Origin of the sequence: Pseudovibrio japonicus (genome assembly GCF_014651595.1) — a bacterium.
GTDB classification, from domain to species: Bacteria; Pseudomonadota; Alphaproteobacteria; order Rhizobiales; family Stappiaceae; genus Pseudovibrio; species Pseudovibrio japonicus.
This window is the reverse complement of sequence record NZ_BMXE01000008.1, coordinates 106,672-124,261: the sequence shown is the minus strand read 5'-3', so window position 1 is coordinate 124,261 and position 17,590 is coordinate 106,672. Positions and strand designations below refer to the sequence as shown.

Annotated in this window: 21 protein-coding genes; 11 read left to right on the top strand and 10 right to left on the bottom strand. The window is 52.9% G+C overall.

Translation table 11 applies throughout. The annotated features are described in order from the left end of the window. Nucleotides 1–48 precede the first annotated feature (48 nt). The 3 genes from IE076_RS18945 to IE076_RS18935 are packed head-to-tail and all read left to right on the top strand — an operon-like array spanning nt 49 to nt 2,980. Entirely contained in the window at nt 49–1,254 is a 1,206-nt protein-coding gene (locus IE076_RS18945; protein WP_371871518.1) for a class I SAM-dependent methyltransferase, read from the top strand. A 4-nt stretch (nt 1,255–1,258) separates the two neighbouring features. Further along, nucleotides 1,259–2,095 (top strand): TrmH family RNA methyltransferase, encoded by an 837-nt coding sequence (locus IE076_RS18940; RefSeq protein ID WP_189438362.1) that lies wholly within the window; start codon nt 1,259–1,261, stop codon nt 2,093–2,095. A 21-nt stretch (nt 2,096–2,116) separates the two neighbouring features. Then, on the top strand, nt 2,117–2,980 hold the full coding sequence (locus tag IE076_RS18935; RefSeq protein WP_189438361.1) for an SDR family oxidoreductase: 864 nt from the start codon (nt 2,117–2,119) through the stop codon (nt 2,978–2,980). A 51-nt stretch (nt 2,981–3,031) separates the two neighbouring features. On the opposite strand, the gene IE076_RS18930 is transcribed toward IE076_RS18935, so the two are convergent. Beyond that, a complete protein-coding gene (locus IE076_RS18930) occupies nt 3,032–3,448 on the bottom strand; it encodes a GFA family protein (protein WP_189438360.1) in 417 nt (138 codons plus the stop codon). A gap of 15 nt (nt 3,449–3,463) precedes the next feature. Next, nucleotides 3,464–3,880: a GFA family protein gene (locus IE076_RS18925; protein ID WP_189438359.1), complete on the bottom strand. Its 417-nt coding sequence runs from the start codon at nt 3,878–3,880 to the stop codon at nt 3,464–3,466. 206 nt (nt 3,881–4,086) lie between these two features. Here IE076_RS18925 and IE076_RS18920 point away from each other — a divergent pair, with 206 nt between their 5' ends. Both IE076_RS18920 and IE076_RS18915 read left to right on the top strand, forming a co-directional pair. Then, nucleotides 4,087–4,719, top strand: a complete 633-nt coding sequence (locus tag IE076_RS18920) for a DUF2799 domain-containing protein (protein ID WP_189438358.1) — start codon at nt 4,087–4,089, stop codon at nt 4,717–4,719. Nucleotides 4,720–4,760: 41 nt separating this feature from the next. Continuing rightward, nucleotides 4,761–5,213, top strand: a complete 453-nt coding sequence (locus IE076_RS18915) for a YtoQ family protein (RefSeq protein WP_189438357.1) — start codon at nt 4,761–4,763, stop codon at nt 5,211–5,213. 67 nt (nt 5,214–5,280) lie between these two features. Here IE076_RS18915 and IE076_RS18910 read toward each other — a convergent pair whose 3' ends face one another. Then, a complete protein-coding gene (locus IE076_RS18910) occupies nt 5,281–6,756 on the bottom strand; it encodes a methyl-accepting chemotaxis protein (protein ID WP_189438356.1) in 1,476 nt (491 codons plus the stop codon). 162 nt (nt 6,757–6,918) lie between these two features. Between IE076_RS18910 and IE076_RS18905 the strand changes: the two genes are divergently transcribed. Together IE076_RS18905 and IE076_RS18900 are read left to right on the top strand one after the other, a co-directional pair. Further along, nucleotides 6,919–7,335: a GNAT family acetyltransferase gene (locus IE076_RS18905; protein ID WP_189438355.1), complete on the top strand. Its 417-nt coding sequence runs from the start codon at nt 6,919–6,921 to the stop codon at nt 7,333–7,335. A gap of 371 nt (nt 7,336–7,706) precedes the next feature. Further along, the gene (locus tag IE076_RS18900) at nt 7,707–9,611 is read left to right on the top strand and encodes a PhoX family protein (RefSeq protein WP_189438354.1); all 1,905 of its coding nucleotides are present in this window, start codon (nt 7,707–7,709) and stop codon (nt 9,609–9,611) included. Between the two features lie 81 nt (nt 9,612–9,692). Here IE076_RS18900 and IE076_RS18895 read toward each other — a convergent pair whose 3' ends face one another. The 6 genes from IE076_RS18895 to IE076_RS18870 form a co-directional block, all read right to left on the bottom strand. Further along, the gene (locus IE076_RS18895; protein WP_189438353.1) at nt 9,693–10,076 is read right to left on the bottom strand and encodes a GFA family protein; all 384 of its coding nucleotides are present in this window, start codon (nt 10,074–10,076) and stop codon (nt 9,693–9,695) included. Between the two features lie 182 nt (nt 10,077–10,258). Then, nucleotides 10,259–10,615, bottom strand: coding sequence for a 50S ribosomal protein L20 (gene rplT / locus IE076_RS18890; protein ID WP_008553032.1), 357 nt, complete (start codon nt 10,613–10,615; stop codon nt 10,259–10,261). Nucleotides 10,616–10,644: 29 nt separating this feature from the next. Then, entirely contained in the window at nt 10,645–10,842 is a 198-nt protein-coding gene (rpmI, locus tag IE076_RS18885; RefSeq protein WP_008553139.1) for a 50S ribosomal protein L35, read from the bottom strand. A 281-nt stretch (nt 10,843–11,123) separates the two neighbouring features. Further along, the gene (locus IE076_RS18880) at nt 11,124–11,633 is read right to left on the bottom strand and encodes a nucleoside deaminase (RefSeq protein WP_189438352.1); all 510 of its coding nucleotides are present in this window, start codon (nt 11,631–11,633) and stop codon (nt 11,124–11,126) included. A 360-nt stretch (nt 11,634–11,993) separates the two neighbouring features. After that, a complete protein-coding gene (infC, locus tag IE076_RS18875; protein WP_189438483.1) occupies nt 11,994–12,536 on the bottom strand; it encodes a translation initiation factor IF-3 in 543 nt (180 codons plus the stop codon). 190 nt (nt 12,537–12,726) lie between these two features. Continuing rightward, nucleotides 12,727–13,926 carry a glycosyltransferase family 4 protein gene (locus IE076_RS18870; RefSeq protein WP_189438351.1) on the bottom strand — a complete coding sequence of 400 codons (1,200 nt, stop codon included), beginning with the start codon at nt 13,924–13,926 and terminating at the stop codon, nt 12,727–12,729. Between the two features lie 107 nt (nt 13,927–14,033). Here IE076_RS18870 and IE076_RS18865 point away from each other — a divergent pair, with 107 nt between their 5' ends. The 4 genes from IE076_RS18865 to IE076_RS18850 all read left to right on the top strand — a co-directional run bounded on the left by IE076_RS18865 (nt 14,034) and on the right by IE076_RS18850 (nt 16,570). Beyond that, the gene (locus IE076_RS18865; protein WP_189438350.1) at nt 14,034–14,822 is read left to right on the top strand and encodes an alpha/beta hydrolase; all 789 of its coding nucleotides are present in this window, start codon (nt 14,034–14,036) and stop codon (nt 14,820–14,822) included. Between the two features lie 269 nt (nt 14,823–15,091). Then, nucleotides 15,092–15,325 (top strand): hypothetical protein, encoded by a 234-nt coding sequence (locus IE076_RS18860; RefSeq protein WP_189438349.1) that lies wholly within the window; start codon nt 15,092–15,094, stop codon nt 15,323–15,325. 277 nt (nt 15,326–15,602) lie between these two features. Beyond that, on the top strand, nt 15,603–15,896 hold the full coding sequence (locus IE076_RS18855) for a hypothetical protein (RefSeq protein WP_189438348.1): 294 nt from the start codon (nt 15,603–15,605) through the stop codon (nt 15,894–15,896). Nucleotides 15,897–16,243: 347 nt separating this feature from the next. Further along, nucleotides 16,244–16,570: a DMT family transporter gene (locus IE076_RS18850; protein ID WP_189438347.1), complete on the top strand. Its 327-nt coding sequence runs from the start codon at nt 16,244–16,246 to the stop codon at nt 16,568–16,570. Here IE076_RS18850 and IE076_RS18845 read toward each other — a convergent pair. Continuing rightward, nucleotides 16,559–17,467, bottom strand: a complete 909-nt coding sequence (locus tag IE076_RS18845) for a nucleoside-diphosphate kinase (protein ID WP_189438346.1) — start codon at nt 17,465–17,467, stop codon at nt 16,559–16,561. The genes IE076_RS18850 and IE076_RS18845 overlap by 12 nt on opposite strands. Between the last annotated feature and the right edge of the window lie 123 nt (nt 17,468–17,590).

Genomic DNA, 17,590 nt, shown 5'->3' with positions numbered 1-17,590 from the left:
GTGAGGCTTTGCCTCGCGTTTGTGCGCAGAAAATCAAAGGCAACATCCTTGAGCAAATCACCAAAAGGCGGCGCTCCACGCGCTCGCAATGCGCAATCCAAAAAAGGCGGAGCACGGCGGGACACCGGTCCGAAGCGTGGTTTTTCTGCCAAACGGGATAGTCGTGACGGGCGTGACCAACGAGAGGCGCGTAATCCCCGCGACACTCGTGGTGGCAAAAAAGACAGCCCGGCTGCTGCCCGCCCGAACCGGCGCGAGCAAACGCGTAGCGCTCCAGCCACGGCCGTCGTTGAACCGATCGTGCGGGAGCACAAACCTACATCCGCTCGCTTTGCCACGCCTGCCAGCGTTTTGCCAGTAATGGTGGAGATGGACGGCTGGGACGACTATGCCCTGTTGGACATGGGACACGGACAGAAGCTGGAGCGGTATGGCCGCTATAAGCTGATCCGCCCCGAAGCACAGGCCATGGGTGCCCCTCGCCTGCCGGAGAGCGAATGGAAGAGCGCGGATGCGATCTTTACCGGTGATGTTGAGGAAGAAGGTCCGGGCCGCTGGAAGTTTGCCAAACAGGTAGATGAAATCTGGCAGATGAAATACGGACCTGCCACGTTCAACGGCCAGTTCATGTCTTTCCGCCATGTGGGCGTGTTTCCTGAACAGGCTGCCCACTGGGATTGGGTAGGCGAGCAAATCAAAAAAGCGGACCGCCCACTCAAGATCCTCAACCTGTTTGGATACACCGGTCTGGCATCGCTGCTGCCTGCTGCCCTTGGCGCACATGTCACTCATGTTGATGCATCCAAGAAGGCGATTGTGTGGGCGCGCGAAAATCAGGAGCTTTCCGGCCTTGAAGATAAGCCGATCCGGTGGATCTGCGAGGATGCCATGAAGTTTGTGGAGCGGGAAGTACGCCGTGGAAACACTTACGACGGCATTATTCTCGATCCACCAAAGTTTGGCCGTGGGCCCAATGGCGAGGTCTGGGACTTCTTTGAGAATGTGCCGCATATGCTGGCCTGCGTACGTAAACTGCTGTCGCCAAATGCGCAGTTTCTGCTTATGTCCAGCTATGCTATTCGCGCCAGCTTCCTTGCCTCTCACGAACTGATGCGTGAATGCCTAGATGGCCTGCCGGGTACTATTGAATCCGGCGAGCTGGCTATTCGCGAACTTAACGGACCACGATTGCTCTCAACCTCCCTTTTCAGCCGGTGGAGCGCACCAGAAAACAATAAGGCTGAGGGAGCATAACCCGATGGAATTCAGAGAAACCCACCGCGCCGGCGCTGTAAAGCAGATCACCTCACACTCCAACCCGATTGTGAAAGAGATCAAGGGCCTTGTTGCCCAGCGCAAGAATCGCAAACAGAGCGGGCTGTTCGTTGCTGAAGGTTTGAAGCTGGCAACGGATGCACTGGAAGCAGGCTGGGGCGTGCGTTATCTGGCGCTTGGGCCTGAAGCTCGTGAAAACAAGATTGCTCTGGAAGCAGCGGCAAAAGCAAAAGCACGCGGGGCGCTCATTCTTGAAGTGAATAATGCTGTGCTTGGCGCGATCACCCGCCGCGACAACCCGCAGATGGTGGTTGGCGTTTATGAGCAGCAGACCCTGAAGCTGAGCGACATCGACCCCCACAGCGCCACCACATGGATTGCGCTGGACCGTGTGCGCGATCCGGGCAATCTGGGCACCATTATCCGCACCGGAGATGCTGTTGGCGCATCCGGCGCTATTCTGATTGACGACACAACGGACCCGTTTGCTGTTGAGACCGTGCGGGCGACGATGGGCTCTTTGTTCCATATGCCGCTTGTACGCTGCACTGCTGATGAGTTTGTTGAGTTCCGCAAGAGCTGGTCGGGCCCTGTGGTTGGCACCCATTTGCGGGGTGAAAAAGACTATCGTGCTGTAGATTATAAAGAACCGGTAATTTTGATGATGGGCAATGAGCAGGCAGGTTTGAGTGATAAACTTGCTGATACTTGCTCTGAGCTGGTGAAAATTCCTCAGGCAGGGCAAGCTGATTCAATGAATTTGGCTGTCGCAACGGCTGTGATGCTTTATGAAGTGCGCAGGAACTACCTGAAGCTGTAGACATATGCCGGGGAGCATGGAATGCGCTTGTTGATTTTGGGGGCTGGATATTCAGCTCGTCACTTTGTGAAACTATTTGGTACCGAGTTCTCATGGATCGGCGGAACCACTCGCTCGCCAGAGAAGATGGAGGAGCTACGGTCCATTGGGTTGGAGCCGATCCTGTTTGACGGTGAGACAGCAAGTGAAGAGCTGCTGGAGGCGATTACGTCTGCGACCCATATTTTGGTTTCAGCTGCGCCTACAGATCAGGGTGACCCTTTGCTGAATGCTGCCAAAGATGCGCTGGCAGAGGCAAAACCAGCGGCCATTTGCTACCTGTCTACCATTGGGGTTTACGGCGATCACCAGGGTCGCTGGATCACTGAAACAGCAGATTGTAACCCAACCTCCAAACGTTCTATACAGCGCCTGAAAGCAGAGAAGGATTGGCTCGCGTTTTCCGAAAAGACCGGTATTCCTGTCAGCATCTTGCGCCTTGCGGGCATTTATGGCCGTGGTCAAAATGCGCTTTGTAATCTGGAAAAGGGCAAGGCGCGCCGGATTATCAAAGAGGGGCAGGTCTTCAACCGCATTCACGTGGCCGACATTGCCGGAGCTGTGCAGCGTGCGTTTGAGAACAACGCCTCGGGTATCTTCAACGTGTGTGATGATGCGCCGTGTCCACCGGAAGACGTGGTGGAATATGCTGCTGGCCTGATGGGGGTAGAGCCGCCGCCAGCCATTGCCTTTGAAGATGCGGATCTTTCGCCGATGGCAATCACGTTTTATGGCGAAGTGAAGCGGGCGAGCAATGCCAAGCTGAAAGGCGCGCTGGGGTATAAGTTCAAATTCCCAACCTATCGCGACGCACTGGACTATATGTGGAAGAACGGCTGGAACTAGAGCCTGTATAAAACGTGCTCTGATCCCAACCGCACTCCATTTGCACCGGTATTATTCGACTGTTTCGTGCTGAGGCAGGTCTCCTTCTATCTCGTAGTAATCGCCCTTGCTGGCGCAGAAGATGTGACCTGCCAGTTTTAAGCCTGTCGGTTCTTCCAGCAGTCCAGCGCTGAAATAAACTTTGTTAGAAATCTCGGGTATGTTGTCTCCGTGATAATACAGGCTGCTACCGCAATTGTTGCAGAACGCACGCTTGGAATATTCGGAGGAGCGATAGTAGGAGATATTCTCCTCGCCGCCCTCAACCGTTAATGCATCAAGCGGGATTCCCACTGCATGGAATGGACCACTGTTCCAGCGGCGGCACATTGAGCAGTGGCACAAGCCGACCTCTTTGAGAGGCGCTTCCGCTTTGAATGAGACTTCACCACACAGGCATTTTGCTTTGAAAATCCGCGAATCCGACATGTATTCCTCCCTTAATCAGTCTTCGCCAGCATATTGAGGGCGACTGTCCTTAATCTCGTGGTAGTCCGCCTTGGCAGCACAGAAGATGTGCGGTCCTGCGGTGAGGCCTGTTGGCTGTTCCAGCGTACCCACGGCAATGGCGATACGGTCTTTCCAGTCGGGGTGGCGGTCAGCATGCCAGAACAGGCTTGAGCCGCACTTTGAGCAGAAACCGCGGCGGGCGAACTCAGAGGATTCGTAGAATTTGATGGCATCTTCGCCAGAGGTGAACTTCAGATTCGCCAGCGGCACGCTGTAAGCATCAAATGGGCCACTGCCCCATTGGCGACATTGTTTGCAATGACAGCTGCTGACCGGCTCGTCCGGTGCGGCGCCTTCAAAAGCGACAGCACCACACAGGCAGCGTCCCTTAAACTCAATGGTTTTCGTCATAGGACTATCCAGTATCAATAAAAATAAAGAGGTGATCTCCCGAATCGAGAGGTACCCGATTCCCTAATAAGAACATAACGTGAACAGTTGTATTCAGCAAGTGTTCAGGCTATGTCTCCTATTTAGGTTTTCATAGTTTCAATTTTTATTCATTCAGATTTGCGGGATCGCGGTTTCGGGTGGACTGATACGAAGGTTATTTGGGGATGCGGGTAGGATTTATTGTTGCTGCAGTTGGATTGACACTGAGCGGATGTGCCTCACTTTCTGAGGACGATTGCAAGACAGGCGACTGGCAGGGCATTGGTGTTGTTGACGGGCGTGCCGGTTTCACCTCTGACAAGCTCAATGAGCATACAAAGGCTTGCAGCAAGTACGGTATCTCGCCGGATGTGAACGCCTATATGGCGGGGCGAACACTTGGCCTGCAAAGTTATTGCACTCCAATCTCTGGCTTTGAGCAAGGCCGTGAGGACAAAAGCTATCGCGGTGTTTGCCCGATTGCGAGCGAGGAAGGCTTCAAGGTCGGCTATTCCCTTGGCAACCAGATTTATGTGGCCAATGAGGCAGCAGATGATGCGCAGGATGAGGTGCGAAATATCCAGTACCGCATTGATGAGTTGGAAGAGGAAGCACGCGGCAAAAACTGCAAATCCAGTGAAGACAAAAAGGCCTGCCGCAAACAAGCAGAGGCAGCGCGTATGGATGCTTATCTGGCCCGTGCAGAGCTGCTGCTTGCACAAAACCGCCTCTCCACTCTGGAGCGCCAGCGTGATCGTGTCATGAGAAGCGTCACTAATCAGCTGATGGACCTTGAACCTAGCTACAACCCCTCCTAAAATTTAAGGGTGAACGCAGATTCTTATGGGAAGGCGAGCCGATGAAAACGTGGCGTGTTTATCTTTCAGGTGAGATCCACAGTGATTGGAGAGAACGGATTGAACATGGTGCGGCGGATGCTGGCCTTCCTGTCCACTTTGACAGTCCTGTACTTGATCACGAAAACAGCGATGATTGTGGCGTCGAGATTTTAGGCGCAGAAGAAAGCAACTTCTGGAGAGACCACAAGGGCGCGAAGGTCAACGCTATTCGCACCCGCACGCTGCTTTCTGAAGCCGACATTGTTGTCGTGCGCTTTGGTGACAAATGGCGGCAGTGGAATGCTGCTTTTGATGCCGGTTATGCATCCGCTTTGGGTAAGAGCATCATTGTGCTGCATGATCCAGCATTGACCCACCCGCTGAAGGAAGTTGATGCGGCGGCGATGGCCGTTGCAGAAGAGCCTGATCAGGTGGTGGATATACTTCGCTATGTGATCCGCGGCGAGCTATAAGACCTTCCCGAGATCAGGAAGGTACTGGTGTTTAAAGGTGGGCTGGGATCAGCCCGCCTTTTTTTGATCAGGCATTAAACGCGATGAGGGTGTTGCCCCAGTGCCGGCCTTTGACCCAGATTGGTGCCGAGACCAGTTTGATCATCATCACCTTTCCGCCCCCCATATCACGACGATAGGTTTGCAGGCTGTAGTCCTTGGTATTCTTGCTTGCGTTCAACCCTGTGCGATCATCAAACATTCTGCGGTTACGGCAGTTCGCAGCGTTCCAGACCGGATCATTGCCTTGCGGCTTGGAATACTCCTTGCTGTGCGTTGGCAGGTAGGCGTTCTGATCCAGTGCTGCGCAGAAGATGATATGGTCATCCTGATCTTTCACTGGCTCCTGAAACACAGGAAGCACGCGGTCTGTCATTTGCGTGAAAGGCGCCATGAACTGTGCGGGGTCAGTTCCTTCGATCGGCGTATAGGTGAAGTCGAAGAGGTCATGGATCGAGATGCGACCTGCGTCGACTTCTGCTTCGAACGCTGCGATGGTCTTACCCGCGGTCTCTTTTGCGATTTCAATCATTTTCTGATTGAGGTTGTCGCCATGTTCGACAGCCACTTCGGCCAGAAAGGCGTCGGCGGTCTGTGATGTTTCCAGCATCTGGCCTGTTACCGTTTCGATACTCTGGGTATTTGCGGAAACAACGCCCATCATTTCATCGCGGTTGCGCAGCAGCTCTTCTGTATCAGCATCATTGTTCGCGCAGGCTGTGCGGATACAATCCGTGTTTGCGGAGATGTTTTCGACCATGGCTTCCAGCTCGTGGAAGAGATCATTGATGGACTGGGTTCCGGTTTCAGCAGTCGCAACCGTATCCAGAGCACCCTTCCCCAAATCCACCAGAGTGTCGGCTTCCTTGCCAAGCTGGAGAATAGTCTGGTCGATCTGCTCTGTTGCAACAGAGGTCTGGTTGGCAAGCGCTTTGACTTCGCTGGCGACAACCGCAAAGCCTTTGCCAGCTTCCCCGGCGCGTGCGGCCTCTATGGTTGCGTTGAGAGCCAGCAGGTTGGTTTGGCGGGCGATGGCATCAATGGAGCTGGAGAACTGGCGTACGTTGGCAAACGAGGCCTGAAGGCCTTCCAGCTGGCTGTTGATATTGCTGATGGTATTCGACAGGCTGTTAATGTTAGCAAGCGCCTCAGTCACCGCCTGCTGGGATTTGGACATGGTGTCCTTCGCGCTGGAGGTCTGCTCAGCGGTTTGCTCAACAGCTTCGCTTACTTCCCGGTTGCTTTCAACAACGCGCCCTGAGGCCTCTTGCAGGCTCTCCATGGCGGTTTGCAGGGCACCTGCGGTGTTGTTGACAGCATCCAGCTCTCCCGCAGCTGCTGCCATGTCCAGCGCCAGTGCGTCCAGTTCATCGAACAAGCGGGCACTCGCAATGGAATTGTCCGGTTCTGCTCTTTCCGTCACAGCAGTCTGACCGAGCACTTCCTCTCGGTCATTTGCGGCGTCTTCATCAAGAATTTGTGCGTTGCGCTTAAAAAAAGCCATGTCAAAACCTCTCAATTACAGAGAGACTTTCATAGTTTTACTTAAAGATTATTAACCTTGTTATTATTCCTCTTTTCAAGCTCAACATGCTGGATTACAAAGGATAATCACAAAACCTCCTGTGATAATGATTATATTTTCTAGTTACAATGTGTGGTGCATATGATTTGTCGGGAAATGCGTCTATCAGATCAGGACGCAGTGATTGCGCTTTGGAAAGCTGCCGGGGTTTATCGGGAGTGGAATGATCCGGTTCGGGACATCGAAAAGGCGCTGGAGGGCGCGCATTCTACTATTCTGGTGGGCGAGTTGGACGGTGCGATTGTGGCCAGCATCATGTGCGGCGAGGACGGGCATCGTGGCTGGTTTTATTATGTCAGCACTCACCCAGAACATCAGGGTAAAGGGCTCGGCAAAGCGATCTCGAAAGCAGCAGAAGACTGGCTACGGGCGCGAGGCATCTGGAAGGTTCAGTTGCTGGTGCGCAGTGACAACACCCAGGCTACCAGCTTTTATGAAGCACAAGGGTACAAGGACACCCGGTCCGTCTGCTTTCAAAAGGTGATCGATCCAGTCTGATCCTCATATTTTGGGGGCTATTTTCACGGTGTATTTTATAGCCAGTAAATCCTGTAGGTTTGAGGTTTGTTGGATTTTCCGTGGTGCCCACATTAAGCATCCGCAGGTAAAGTGTGGGACCAAAGGTGCACTCAACAAATCTTGCGCATAGACGTATTGTAGTTTTGACGAACCAAATAATAAGTATAAACGAGAATTTCAATAGATTAATCTACGGCACCTTTTACATAAGCAGGTCCAGTGTACATTGAATCGTCATAGAGATATAATATTTCTGTAATATATGTAGGATTTGAAGGAGCTGGTTGCTTCGTAAAGATGTCATGTAAGCGCCGTACAGTGCGCTCACTTTCGTTTACGGGGTATTACTGATGTCAAGCAATCTTAAGAATGAACTCTCAGCTGATGAATGGGATGAAGTGAACTTTCCGCGTGCTGAAGAGAACGAATTTGACCGTGTGGTGGAACGCGCTATTTCGCGTCGCGGTTTCTTGGGCGGCGTTCTGGCATTTGGGTCAGGTGCTGCAGTGATGGGGACAGGCGTTCTGGGTCTGTCAGCCTCTGAAGCAAAAGCTTCCGTTTCTCGTTTTGCCTTCAAACCAATCCCGACCTACACCGATGCGACCGTGCATGTGCCTGAAGGGTACAGCTGGAAAGTGATGGCCAGCTGGGGGGATCCAATCATCGAAGGCGCGGAGCCGTTTGATGATGAAATCGGCGGATCTGCGGCCAGCGCGGACAAGGTGTTTGGCGAAAACACCGACGGCATGGAGAGCTTCGAATATCAGGGCAAGCACTTGCTGGCGATCAACCACGAATATGCCAACCGTGCAATCAACCTGCCGCAGAATGAAAACGGCACTCCACAAAGTGCTGAGGATGTCCTGAAACTGCAAAACCTGCAGGGCGTGGTCGTGGTTGAAGTGAGCCAGGACGACGATGGCTGGAACGTAGTGAAGAACAGCCCGTTCAACCGCCGCATTACGCATATCACACCGATTGCGCTGGCAGGCCCTGCAGCTGGTCATCCTTTGCTGCAGACAGCCGCTGACCCTGCCGGAACGCTGGCTCTTGGTACCTTGAACAACTGCGGCTCCGGCAAGACGCCATGGGGCACGTATCTGACCTGTGAAGAGAACTTCAATGGGTACTTTGGTGCCACCGAGACGCCTCCAGTTGCCCGTATGGCCGGTGTTGATGCCGGGTATCAGCGTTATGGCATCAACGAGGTCGGTTTCCTTTACGACTACCACAAGTTCGATGAGCGTTTTGACATTACGCAGAACCCAAACGAGCCGCACCGTGCTGGATGGGTTGTAGAGATTGATCCGACCGATCCAACGTCCACACCTGTGAAACGCACGGCATTAGGCCGCTTCAAGCACGAGAATGCGGAGCTTGTTATTGCCGAAGATGGCCGTGTGGTTGTTTACATGGGCGATGATGAACGCGGTGAGTTTATGTACCGGTTCGTCTCCAACGGTGTTTACACACCGGGTCAACCGACTGATGGCCTGCTGGATAATGGGACACTGTACGCTGCCAAGTTCAACGATGATCAGACCGGCGAATGGCTTGCTCTGACACCCGAGACCACGGGCATGAGCGAAGCGGAGATCCTGATCTTCAGTCGCATGGCCGGTTCTGCGGTTGGCGCAACCACCATGGATCGTCCTGAGTGGGTCTCGGCCAATCCAAAAGCCGTTGAGGCCTATTGCTGCCTGACCAACAACAAGAACCGCGGCGTGAAACCAAACGCTGGTGGTGATGATACCTCGGTTAATGGCCCGAACCCGCGTGAGACCAACAAGTACGGCCAGATCGTACGCTGGCGCCCTCACAACAAGGACCACGCTGCTGATACGTTCGACTGGGATCTTTATGTGATGGCTGGCAATCCGGAGGTGCACGAAGACCTTAGAGCTGGGTCTGACAACGTCAATGCCGGTAATATGTTCAACTCACCTGATGGCATGGCGTTTGACGAGACCGGGCTTGTCTGGATCCAGACAGATGGTGACGACAGCAACGAAGGTGACTTTGCCGGAATGGGCAACAACCAGATGCTGGTTGGTGATCCTGTGACCGGCGAGATCGCGCGCTTCATGACTGGTCCAAAAGGCTGTGAGGTCACAGGGTTGGCATGGTCTGCCGATCGCCGCAGCATGTTTGTTGGCATCCAGCATCCGGGCGGCACCTGGCCGGACAACGGCGGCAAGCTGCCACGCTCTTCCGTGATTGTCATCGAGCGCGATGATAAAGGCGTGATTGGCTGATCTCAGGTCAATCGTGAGAACAAGTTTTACTCCTCCGGGTCTCCACTCGGGGGAGTTTTTCGTTCAGGCTAACAGCATGCATCAGAACTTCTGGATCTGCAGGGCGTCATCGGTGATCTCGTAGTAGTCGCCTTTGTCTTTGACAAAGATATGCTTGCTGACCTCCAGATTTGATGGCGCATCGATACAGCCTGCTGCGATAGCAATCCCGTTCTCATCGTTCATACGGTAGAACAAGCTGGAGCCGCAGAATTTGCAGAAGCCGCGTTTGGCAAAATCCGACGAGTTGTACCATGTCAGCCCCTCGTCGGCGGTGAAGTGAACCTTGTCGTATTGTGCGTGCGTCGAGGCCCAGACGTGGCCGCTCGTGCGCCTGCATTGGCTGCAATGGCAGACTGTTACGGTATCCCTCACCGCCTCCACCTGAAAGCTGACTTTACCGCAGTCGCATTTCCCCTTGATCATGTCGTTCCCCTGTCTCAGCGCTGAGCATGTGTTCCGCTATTGCTTCACTATCTGCTCACATTCTGCATCGGATATACAGGGGGGCTTTTGTCGAACATGAGAACGGTATGCCAGACACAAAAAAAGCAGGCCCCTTTCGGAACCTGCCTTTTTCAAAAAGCTTCTGCTTTCTACTATAGCACTTAAGCTACAGCAGCCTGCGCCTTTTCAACCAGTGCTTTGAATGCGTCTGGCTGATTGATCGCGAGGTCAGAAAGAACCTTACGGTCAACTTCGATGCCAGCTTTGTTCAAGCCATCGATGAAGCGGCCGTAGGTCATGCCGTGTTCACGGGTCGCCGCGTTGATACGCTGGATCCAGAGTGCACGGAAGTTGCGCTTGCGAGCCTTGCGGTCGCGGTAAGCGTACTGTGCCGCTTTCTCGACTGCCTGCTTTGCAACGCGGATGGTGTTCTTACGACGGCCGTAGTAACCTTTGGCTGCCTTAATAACTTTTTTGTGACGAGCGTGGGCGGTAACGCCTCTTTTTACACGTGACATGGTAGTCTCCTAGTGTCAGGTTTTAAGGCTTAGCCGTAAGGCAGATATTTTTTCACGATACGTGCATCTGCATCGCACAGAGTGGTGGTACCACGTGCGTTACGGATGAACTTGTTCGTGCGTTTAATCATGCCGTGGCGTTTGCCAGCCTGAGCACACTTAACTTTGCCAGTCGCGGTGAGTTTGAAGCGCTTCTTAGCTCCAGACTTCGTCTTCAACTTGGGCATTTTGCGTCCTTTCTTGTGATGATCGGTAAACCGATCAAAAATTTGCAATGGATGCATCAGAAGCCGCCACGGCATGCCCTATAATTCCTGCTTGATTCTTGTACGAGAACAAGACACAGGAAACCGCCGGGCGACTTTGAACGCGGCCTTATAAAACTGCCTGCGTGGGAATGCAAGGGGATTCCCACCGGATATGGCGGGATTGGCCCCAGTTCGCGCAGTTTATCCGCTCAGCCTCGTCAGAGCGTGCAATAAAGTGGCCTTGCCGAGTAAAAATCCAGTCAGATAACGATGCCAAGCCGCTGATGGGCGGCGGCACATTCTGTAAAGAGATTCTGGCAGGCCTCTCGCTCTATCCCCTCGTAAATCTTGATCTTTGGCCGCTCGACCATATGCTCTGCGATATCGCGTGCACGCAGGTCCATTTCCTGAGGCCAGAAGTGGGTGGCATCTTCATTTGTGTATGCGCCGAAGACCAGCGTACAGAAGCCAGCCCACACGGTAGCAGCCATACACATGGCGCAGGGCTCGCAGGTGCTGTAGAGGATGCCTCCGGCAAAACTTCGGGTCATGTGGGTCTTGCTTGCCAGCCGGATGGCGTTGATCTCGCCGTGACAGGTTGGATCACACTCCCTGATCACACTGTCATAGGCCTGTGCCAGCAGTTCCCCTTCCGCGGAGTAGACTGCGCCTCCAAACGGTGATGGCTGGGGTGTTTCCATTGACGTGGCTGTATAAGCGATAAGGCTTTTCATGCGCTGGTGGTGCAGATCCAGTTCGGAATTTAACATCACGTCCCTCCCCTTACAGACATCGGGTCTGCTCCATCAGACCTTCATGCCGAGCTTGAGCGTCGTGCCGGTACAATCAGCGAGTTGCTGACGGCTGGCGTCTCGTGGCGCACTTTCGATAGTCTTTCAATCGGGGCGCAAGATGGCATGGATGCGATATCATGCGTGCGCGCATTTCTTTCCTGTGAGCGGACAGAAACTGGTCGCACCTTCCTCCATTAAGGCGCGCTCTTCTGCCCTCGTTTTCTAGTCCCCAAATGAAAATACCCGACACAATGTGCCGGGTAATCTCAAAAATCTCTGGGACTTCGGTTGAGTAGCTACACAGAAACCATGCTGGAGCGCTTCAACCTGAGCCTGTTAACGAGAAATAGGTGCGAGCACCATCATCATCTGGCGGCCTTCAAGCTTTGGATGGGATTCGACTTTAGCGATCTCCGCAGTCTCAGCTTTAACCTTCAGAAGTAACTTCATGCCGAGATCCTGGTGGGCCATTTCACGGCCACGGAAGCGAAGCGTCACCTTCACTTTATCACCATCTTCAAAGAAGCGCAGCATGTTCCGCATCTTCACTTCATAGTCATGAGTGTCGATGTTCGGGCGCATCTTGATCTCTTTGATCTCAACGATTTTTTGTTTTTTGCGCGCTTCTGCAGCTTTCTTCTGGGCTTGGTACTTGTAGCGACCATAGTCCAGAATCTTACAAACAGGTGGCTGACTGTTCGGGGCAATCTCGACCAGATCCAAACCTTGATCCACCGCCATTGCGAGGGCTTCTTCGATTGGAGTTGGACCGAGGTTGTCACCTTCGGTGTTGATCAGCTGCACTTCGCGAACGCGAATCTCTTTATTGGTGCGCGGCCCTTCCTTGGTGGGTGGCGGTGCGCGAAACGGACGGCGAATGTGAGTATCTCCTCTTTAGACTGCCGAACTTACGAGTATTTGACTACAGCTCAATGACTCGTTCCGGCAGTTTCGTCAAGTCGAGAAACATATCGCAGGAGCATCATTTTTGCTGCTCTGCTAAAATCAGGAAAAATGTCACGTAAGTCAACACCAGTTTTGCAGGTTCTTGCGCGACAAATGCAACCAGTCAGCTGTCTGCTGGTAACAACTCACGGTAAACGTTTAATGTGGCTGCACACATGGCCTGTTTGGTGAACGAGCGCTCCACATGGTCATGAGCACGCTTGGTAAGTTTTGCTCGCTCCTCCTCACTCATATCCAGCGCCTGAGCCATCAGATTGCTAAGTTCCTCCACGCTACCATTCTCAAAATGCCAGCCGGTGCGTTCTTCCTCTTTCACCAATGGAGGGACGAGCACAGTTTCCGGTACCGCGCCAATGTTGGAGACGATTACCGGTACTCCTGCAGCCTGCGCTTCAACAGCGGCACGGCCAAATGCCTCAGCCTCAATGGAGGCCACAACAGAGGCATCTGCAATTGCAAGCGCTGCTGGGACATCCGAGCAGTGGCCAACAATGCGGACATTGTCCACCAACTCAGATTCCTCAATCTGGAGCTCAAGGGACTGTCGGTAGCTTTCGCGGCCCTGATCATCTCCGGCCAAAACCACAAGCACATCCTCATAGCCGCCGCGCTGGAGGAGCTGGCGGGTCGCTTCGATCAGGACGCGCTGGCCCTTCCATTCCGTGAGGCGGGCGAGGTTCATAACCACGCGGCGGTTGTCGGAAACACCCCAGCGGGCACGTAAATCGGTGACGCGCTCATCGCTGATGTTCTCTGGATTGAAGGCTTCCAGATCTGGGCCGCGGTAGATCACCGAGGTTTTGCCTTTGGTGCGCGGGTCGCGTTTTTCTACCAGATTGGCGGTGAATCTGGAGTTCGCGATCACCTTATCGGCGCGGGTCATAGAGGAGTTATAGAAGGCCTTGAACCTGTTGGTTTCCTTGTAAATGCCGTGATAGGTGGTGACATAGGGAATGTTCAGGCGGTGTGCGGCCCACAAGGCTGACCATGCCGGTGCGCGGGATCTGGCGTGAACCAGATCAACGTCATGTTCCTTGCAGATGCGCTCAATCAGATAAGAGTTCCGCCACATGGTCCAAGGGTTCTTGGATTTGACTGGCATTTCAAAGTGTACCGCTCCGGTTGCTTCCAATTCGGGAACCATGCGCCCACCCTGCGAGACTACAAGGCTTTTCCAGCCTGCATTAACGATTGCCTCTGCGACATCCACTGTGGTGCGCTCGGCTCCGCCGGTTTGAAGGTCGGGGACAATTTGCAAAATGGTTGGCACTTTGGACATTTCTCTATGTTTTTTGCGCATCATCCAACTATGCTCGCCCGAATAACAGGCGGCAATGATGACGAAGCTGTAATCAGGTTTCCAGACAATTGCCGGCCATTATAAGCCGAGAAAGCGTTTGGAGGTTATGAATGAGTGCTGACTTACCGCAATTCATCAGTGTTGGCAAAGGCGACAGTGCACGAGAAATCGCAGTGCGTCATGATGAGCGCGGTGCGCCGGGTGTTCTGTGGCTGTCCGGCTTTAAATCCGACATGCTTGGCACCAAGGCGGAAGTGCTTGCGGAGTGGGCAGAAAAGGCAGGTGTGACCTGCACGCGTATGGATTATTCCGGTCATGGCGAGTCCGGTGGTGAATTTGTTGATGGCACAATCTCGCTTTGGCTGGAGGAAGCGGTTGCAGTATTCAAACAGTTCTGCAAGGGCCCAACTATTGTTGTTGGCTCTTCAATGGGCGGCTGGATGGCACTGCTGCTGGCAAAAGCGCTGCATGAGGCTTCTGAGGAAATCGAGGGCTCTCTTTCCGGCATGGTGCTGATTGCACCGGCACCTGATTTTACCGAGGAGCTGATGTGGAAGCATGAGTTCACCGATGAGATGAAGCAGGAAATCATGGAGAAAGGCCGTTTTGAGCGTCCTTCTGAATATGATGACAGCCCTTACATTATCACGCGTGAGCTGATCGAGGATGGCAGAAAGAACCTTCTGCTTGGCGATCCGATCATTACCGGCTGCAAGACCATTATTCTGCAGGGCCAAAAAGATGATGCGGTGCCGTGGCAGCATTCTATGCGCATTATGGAAGGCATGGCCCACGACGACGTGGTGCTGACATTGGTGAAAGACGGCGACCACCGTCTGTCGCGTCCGGAAGATCTGGATCGCATGACTGCAGCTGTGGCGGAACTAGCCCAGCGCTAATTTGATCTCGTGATCAGGCTTCTCTCAATGAAGCCTGATTGCCGCGCAGTTCCCCGCATAATTTTGGTTTTTCCGCCATTTCTAATGAGAAAATAAGGCTGGCAGCAAGATATGTATGCCACATGTTTGACAGCAAGCTAACCTAAGGTGATCGGGATAATACCTATTATCACTGGAGCGTATTATGATAAATATCAGGAAACTCATGCTGCAACTCGCCGTGTCTGCGGCATTAGCACTCCCAGCTGTCGGATTTAGCAGTGTTGCGTATGCGGCCAACCATCTTGGCAACATCATCCTTGATCAGGCAGAGAGAGCGATTGACGGGGACCGAAGAGGCTATCGGGATCGGCGTGACTACAGGTATGACCGAGGGCGCGGATACCGAGATCATCACGATAACCGCCGGTTATACAGGCCTGGAGCGCATCCACGGCATTTTGACCGTAGAGGCCCTCACGGTCGGCGCTACTAATGCGTTTGTACGCATCTGGTCAGGATAACCTTCTGACTTTGCAGTGCTTTCGTTCAGCTTCTTGTGAAGCACAATGAAAGCACTGCTGCCAAGTTTAACTCGCACTTACTTTCCCTCCTAATTTGCTGAATTCTTGCTGCAAGAAAGCGACCTCCCAGTTGCTTACTTGTGCCTTGTGCGTGGCATTGCACCCGCGAGCTTGCAAACAGACAGCATCACGGAAAAATGTACTGCTGCGCCATAACTCGGCTCTGTTGATGCTGCACGCTACATCAGATGTCCCAACATCACTGGAGCGTGAAATCATGAGGAACGCCAAGAGGTTAATACTCCAAATTGGACTTGCTGCTGCTGTCGCACTCACGACTGTATCCGTTGGAAGCGTTGCGTATGCGGATAAGCATCACAAAAAGTTCTTTAAGCAGCAGGAAAAGGCTTTCAAGAAGCAAGAAAAAGCCTATCGCAAGTACGAGAAGGAACGGAATAAGTTTGTACGCAAGCAGATAAAGCGGGAAGAGAAAGCTTATCGTGAGCCCTACAGACCACCGCGCCGAGATTATGGATACTATTATCCCGACTATTACGACTACGGCTATTAAAGCTGTGCGTTCGACAATGACGAAGTGCTCGTTCTGGCGGTGTTGGCAGTGCTAAGGCCACACCGCTTGTCCGAGCAGCATATCAGGCCAGAACCTGTGGCGCGTTTCAGACCGGCGTTGAGTCCGATGGAACATGCATTGATTTTAGTCGAGCATGTCTAAATTCCCCCATTAAATCTTATTGGTGCTGAAAGAGGTTTGCCTGCAAAAGGGCCCGAATCTCAACGGGTCCTGATAAGTCGCGGGGTCTTTCAACCAATAAGTTGGTGGTGACCAGAACGCGGGTGCCACAGTCTTTTCAGGTATTTCTGAAAGCAGGCAGTAAACGTTGCGCAGGAGGCAACTGAATGGCAGTCGCATGGGTTTGGCTCTTCGTAGCCGGTTTCTTTGAGATTATTTTTGCTCTCTGCCTTAAAATGTCCGAGGGCTTTACCAGGCTCCCTTTCACGGTCGCCTTTGCCATCACGGCGCTGTTGTCGCTTTACTCCCTGACCAAAGCTATGGCTTACATTCCAATTGGTACAGCCTATGCTATTTGGACTGGCACCGGAGCTACGGGTATCGCCATCATCGGTATTTTCTTCTTCGGAGAGCCGGTCACCTTCGCCCGCATCTTCTTCATAGCACTGCTAATTGCGGCGATCGTCGGTTTGAAGCTTGTATCAAGTGGGTAACACAGGAAAGTCCGACACCAGCTGACCGCACTCGAACCAGTTGTCGAATAGCTCGATAAGTTCTTGTGAGACTCTGATTGAGCCGGGCTCCTCATCGCCAAAGCTGCCACCAATGCAGAACAGATTGTTCTCAAAAGTTGCTGTACGCAGTTCTTCCGTTTGTAAAAGCGTGAAATTGGGCTTGTAGCACACAACGGCATGAACCTTGTGCGTCTCTTTTAGCTGTGGGATCGCCGCCCAAAAGTTTTGCTCCTCTTTGAAAAGCACAACACGAAGCTCCTTTGCATCGGGAGCCCCCTGCTCGTGTTTTCTTCGATACCGCAGTATTTCGGTGCCCGCATGGGCAGACTCTCGCACGCCAATGTATTGGCAGTTGGCTAACTCACAGGTGCTTTTGAACTGCTGCGAGTTTGCTTCTTCTTCATTGGCGGCGATCAGATTAAAGGCAGATAACGCAGATAACTCACTGCGCTGTGCCTCATCCAACTTTCCAAAGTAGACGCCCTGATCAGCGACCTGATGATGATGAGCAATGTTTAAGTCAGGAAAGAACAGCTTGAACTGCGTGGCAAATTCGTTTCCCGGCTCTGTTGAATGCAGAATGTTTCTCAGTTCATCTGTTGGGTGCTGTTTTCGGAACCAGCCCTTGTAGGCCCGGCCAAAGCTGGTGGCTGACTCCCCCTTGTACAAAATCGAGGTCACCGGTCCACTGGTCATATACTCAGAGTGGGCCAGACTTTTGCAGATAAAGTGTTTTTCAAATTCAGCAGTACTCAGAGGCTTAGAATTGACGGCAACGACCTCAAATCCGCTCTTCATCAGATCAGCGCGGATCGCCTCAGTAATTTGCTCCTGATCAATAGGGACTGGCTTCACGAGGAGTATGTTGTGTTCCATTGAGACCGTTCCTTTAACAAACCGGTTTCCGGATGATGTGCAATGTCTGCTGCATAGATATTGGGGTGCGCAAGAAGTGACGCAAGGACACCTGATGGCGGAATTGAGATGGGGGCGGAATCC

Excerpts from the sequence above, each read along its gene's own strand:
- IE076_RS18940 (WP_189438362.1), top strand. The coding sequence starts at position 1,259 with ATGGAATTCAGAGAAACCCACCGCGCCGGCGCTGTAAAGCAGATCACC.
- IE076_RS18935 (WP_189438361.1), top strand. The coding sequence starts at position 2,117 with ATGCGCTTGTTGATTTTGGGGGCTGGATATTCAGCTCGTCACTTTGTG.
- IE076_RS18930 (WP_189438360.1), bottom strand. The coding sequence starts at position 3,448 with ATGTCGGATTCGCGGATTTTCAAAGCAAAATGCCTGTGTGGTGAAGTC.
- IE076_RS18925 (WP_189438359.1), bottom strand. The coding sequence starts at position 3,880 with ATGACGAAAACCATTGAGTTTAAGGGACGCTGCCTGTGTGGTGCTGTC.
- IE076_RS18920 (WP_189438358.1), top strand. The coding sequence starts at position 4,087 with ATGCGGGTAGGATTTATTGTTGCTGCAGTTGGATTGACACTGAGCGGA.
- IE076_RS18915 (WP_189438357.1), top strand. The coding sequence starts at position 4,761 with ATGAAAACGTGGCGTGTTTATCTTTCAGGTGAGATCCACAGTGATTGG.
- IE076_RS18910 (WP_189438356.1), bottom strand. The coding sequence starts at position 6,756 with ATGGCTTTTTTTAAGCGCAACGCACAAATTCTTGATGAAGACGCCGCA.
- IE076_RS18905 (WP_189438355.1), top strand. The coding sequence starts at position 6,919 with ATGATTTGTCGGGAAATGCGTCTATCAGATCAGGACGCAGTGATTGCG.
- IE076_RS18900 (WP_189438354.1), top strand. The coding sequence starts at position 7,707 with ATGTCAAGCAATCTTAAGAATGAACTCTCAGCTGATGAATGGGATGAA.
- IE076_RS18895 (WP_189438353.1), bottom strand. The coding sequence starts at position 10,076 with ATGATCAAGGGGAAATGCGACTGCGGTAAAGTCAGCTTTCAGGTGGAG.
- rplT (WP_008553032.1), bottom strand. The coding sequence starts at position 10,615 with ATGTCACGTGTAAAAAGAGGCGTTACCGCCCACGCTCGTCACAAAAAA.
- rpmI (WP_008553139.1), bottom strand. The coding sequence starts at position 10,842 with ATGCCCAAGTTGAAGACGAAGTCTGGAGCTAAGAAGCGCTTCAAACTC.
- IE076_RS18880 (WP_189438352.1), bottom strand. The coding sequence starts at position 11,633 with ATGTTAAATTCCGAACTGGATCTGCACCACCAGCGCATGAAAAGCCTT.
- IE076_RS18870 (WP_189438351.1), bottom strand. The coding sequence starts at position 13,926 with ATGATGCGCAAAAAACATAGAGAAATGTCCAAAGTGCCAACCATTTTG.
- IE076_RS18865 (WP_189438350.1), top strand. The coding sequence starts at position 14,034 with ATGAGTGCTGACTTACCGCAATTCATCAGTGTTGGCAAAGGCGACAGT.
- IE076_RS18860 (WP_189438349.1), top strand. The coding sequence starts at position 15,092 with ATGCGGCCAACCATCTTGGCAACATCATCCTTGATCAGGCAGAGAGAG.
- IE076_RS18855 (WP_189438348.1), top strand. The coding sequence starts at position 15,603 with ATGAGGAACGCCAAGAGGTTAATACTCCAAATTGGACTTGCTGCTGCT.
- IE076_RS18850 (WP_189438347.1), top strand. The coding sequence starts at position 16,244 with ATGGCAGTCGCATGGGTTTGGCTCTTCGTAGCCGGTTTCTTTGAGATT.
- IE076_RS18845 (WP_189438346.1), bottom strand. The coding sequence starts at position 17,467 with ATGGAACACAACATACTCCTCGTGAAGCCAGTCCCTATTGATCAGGAG.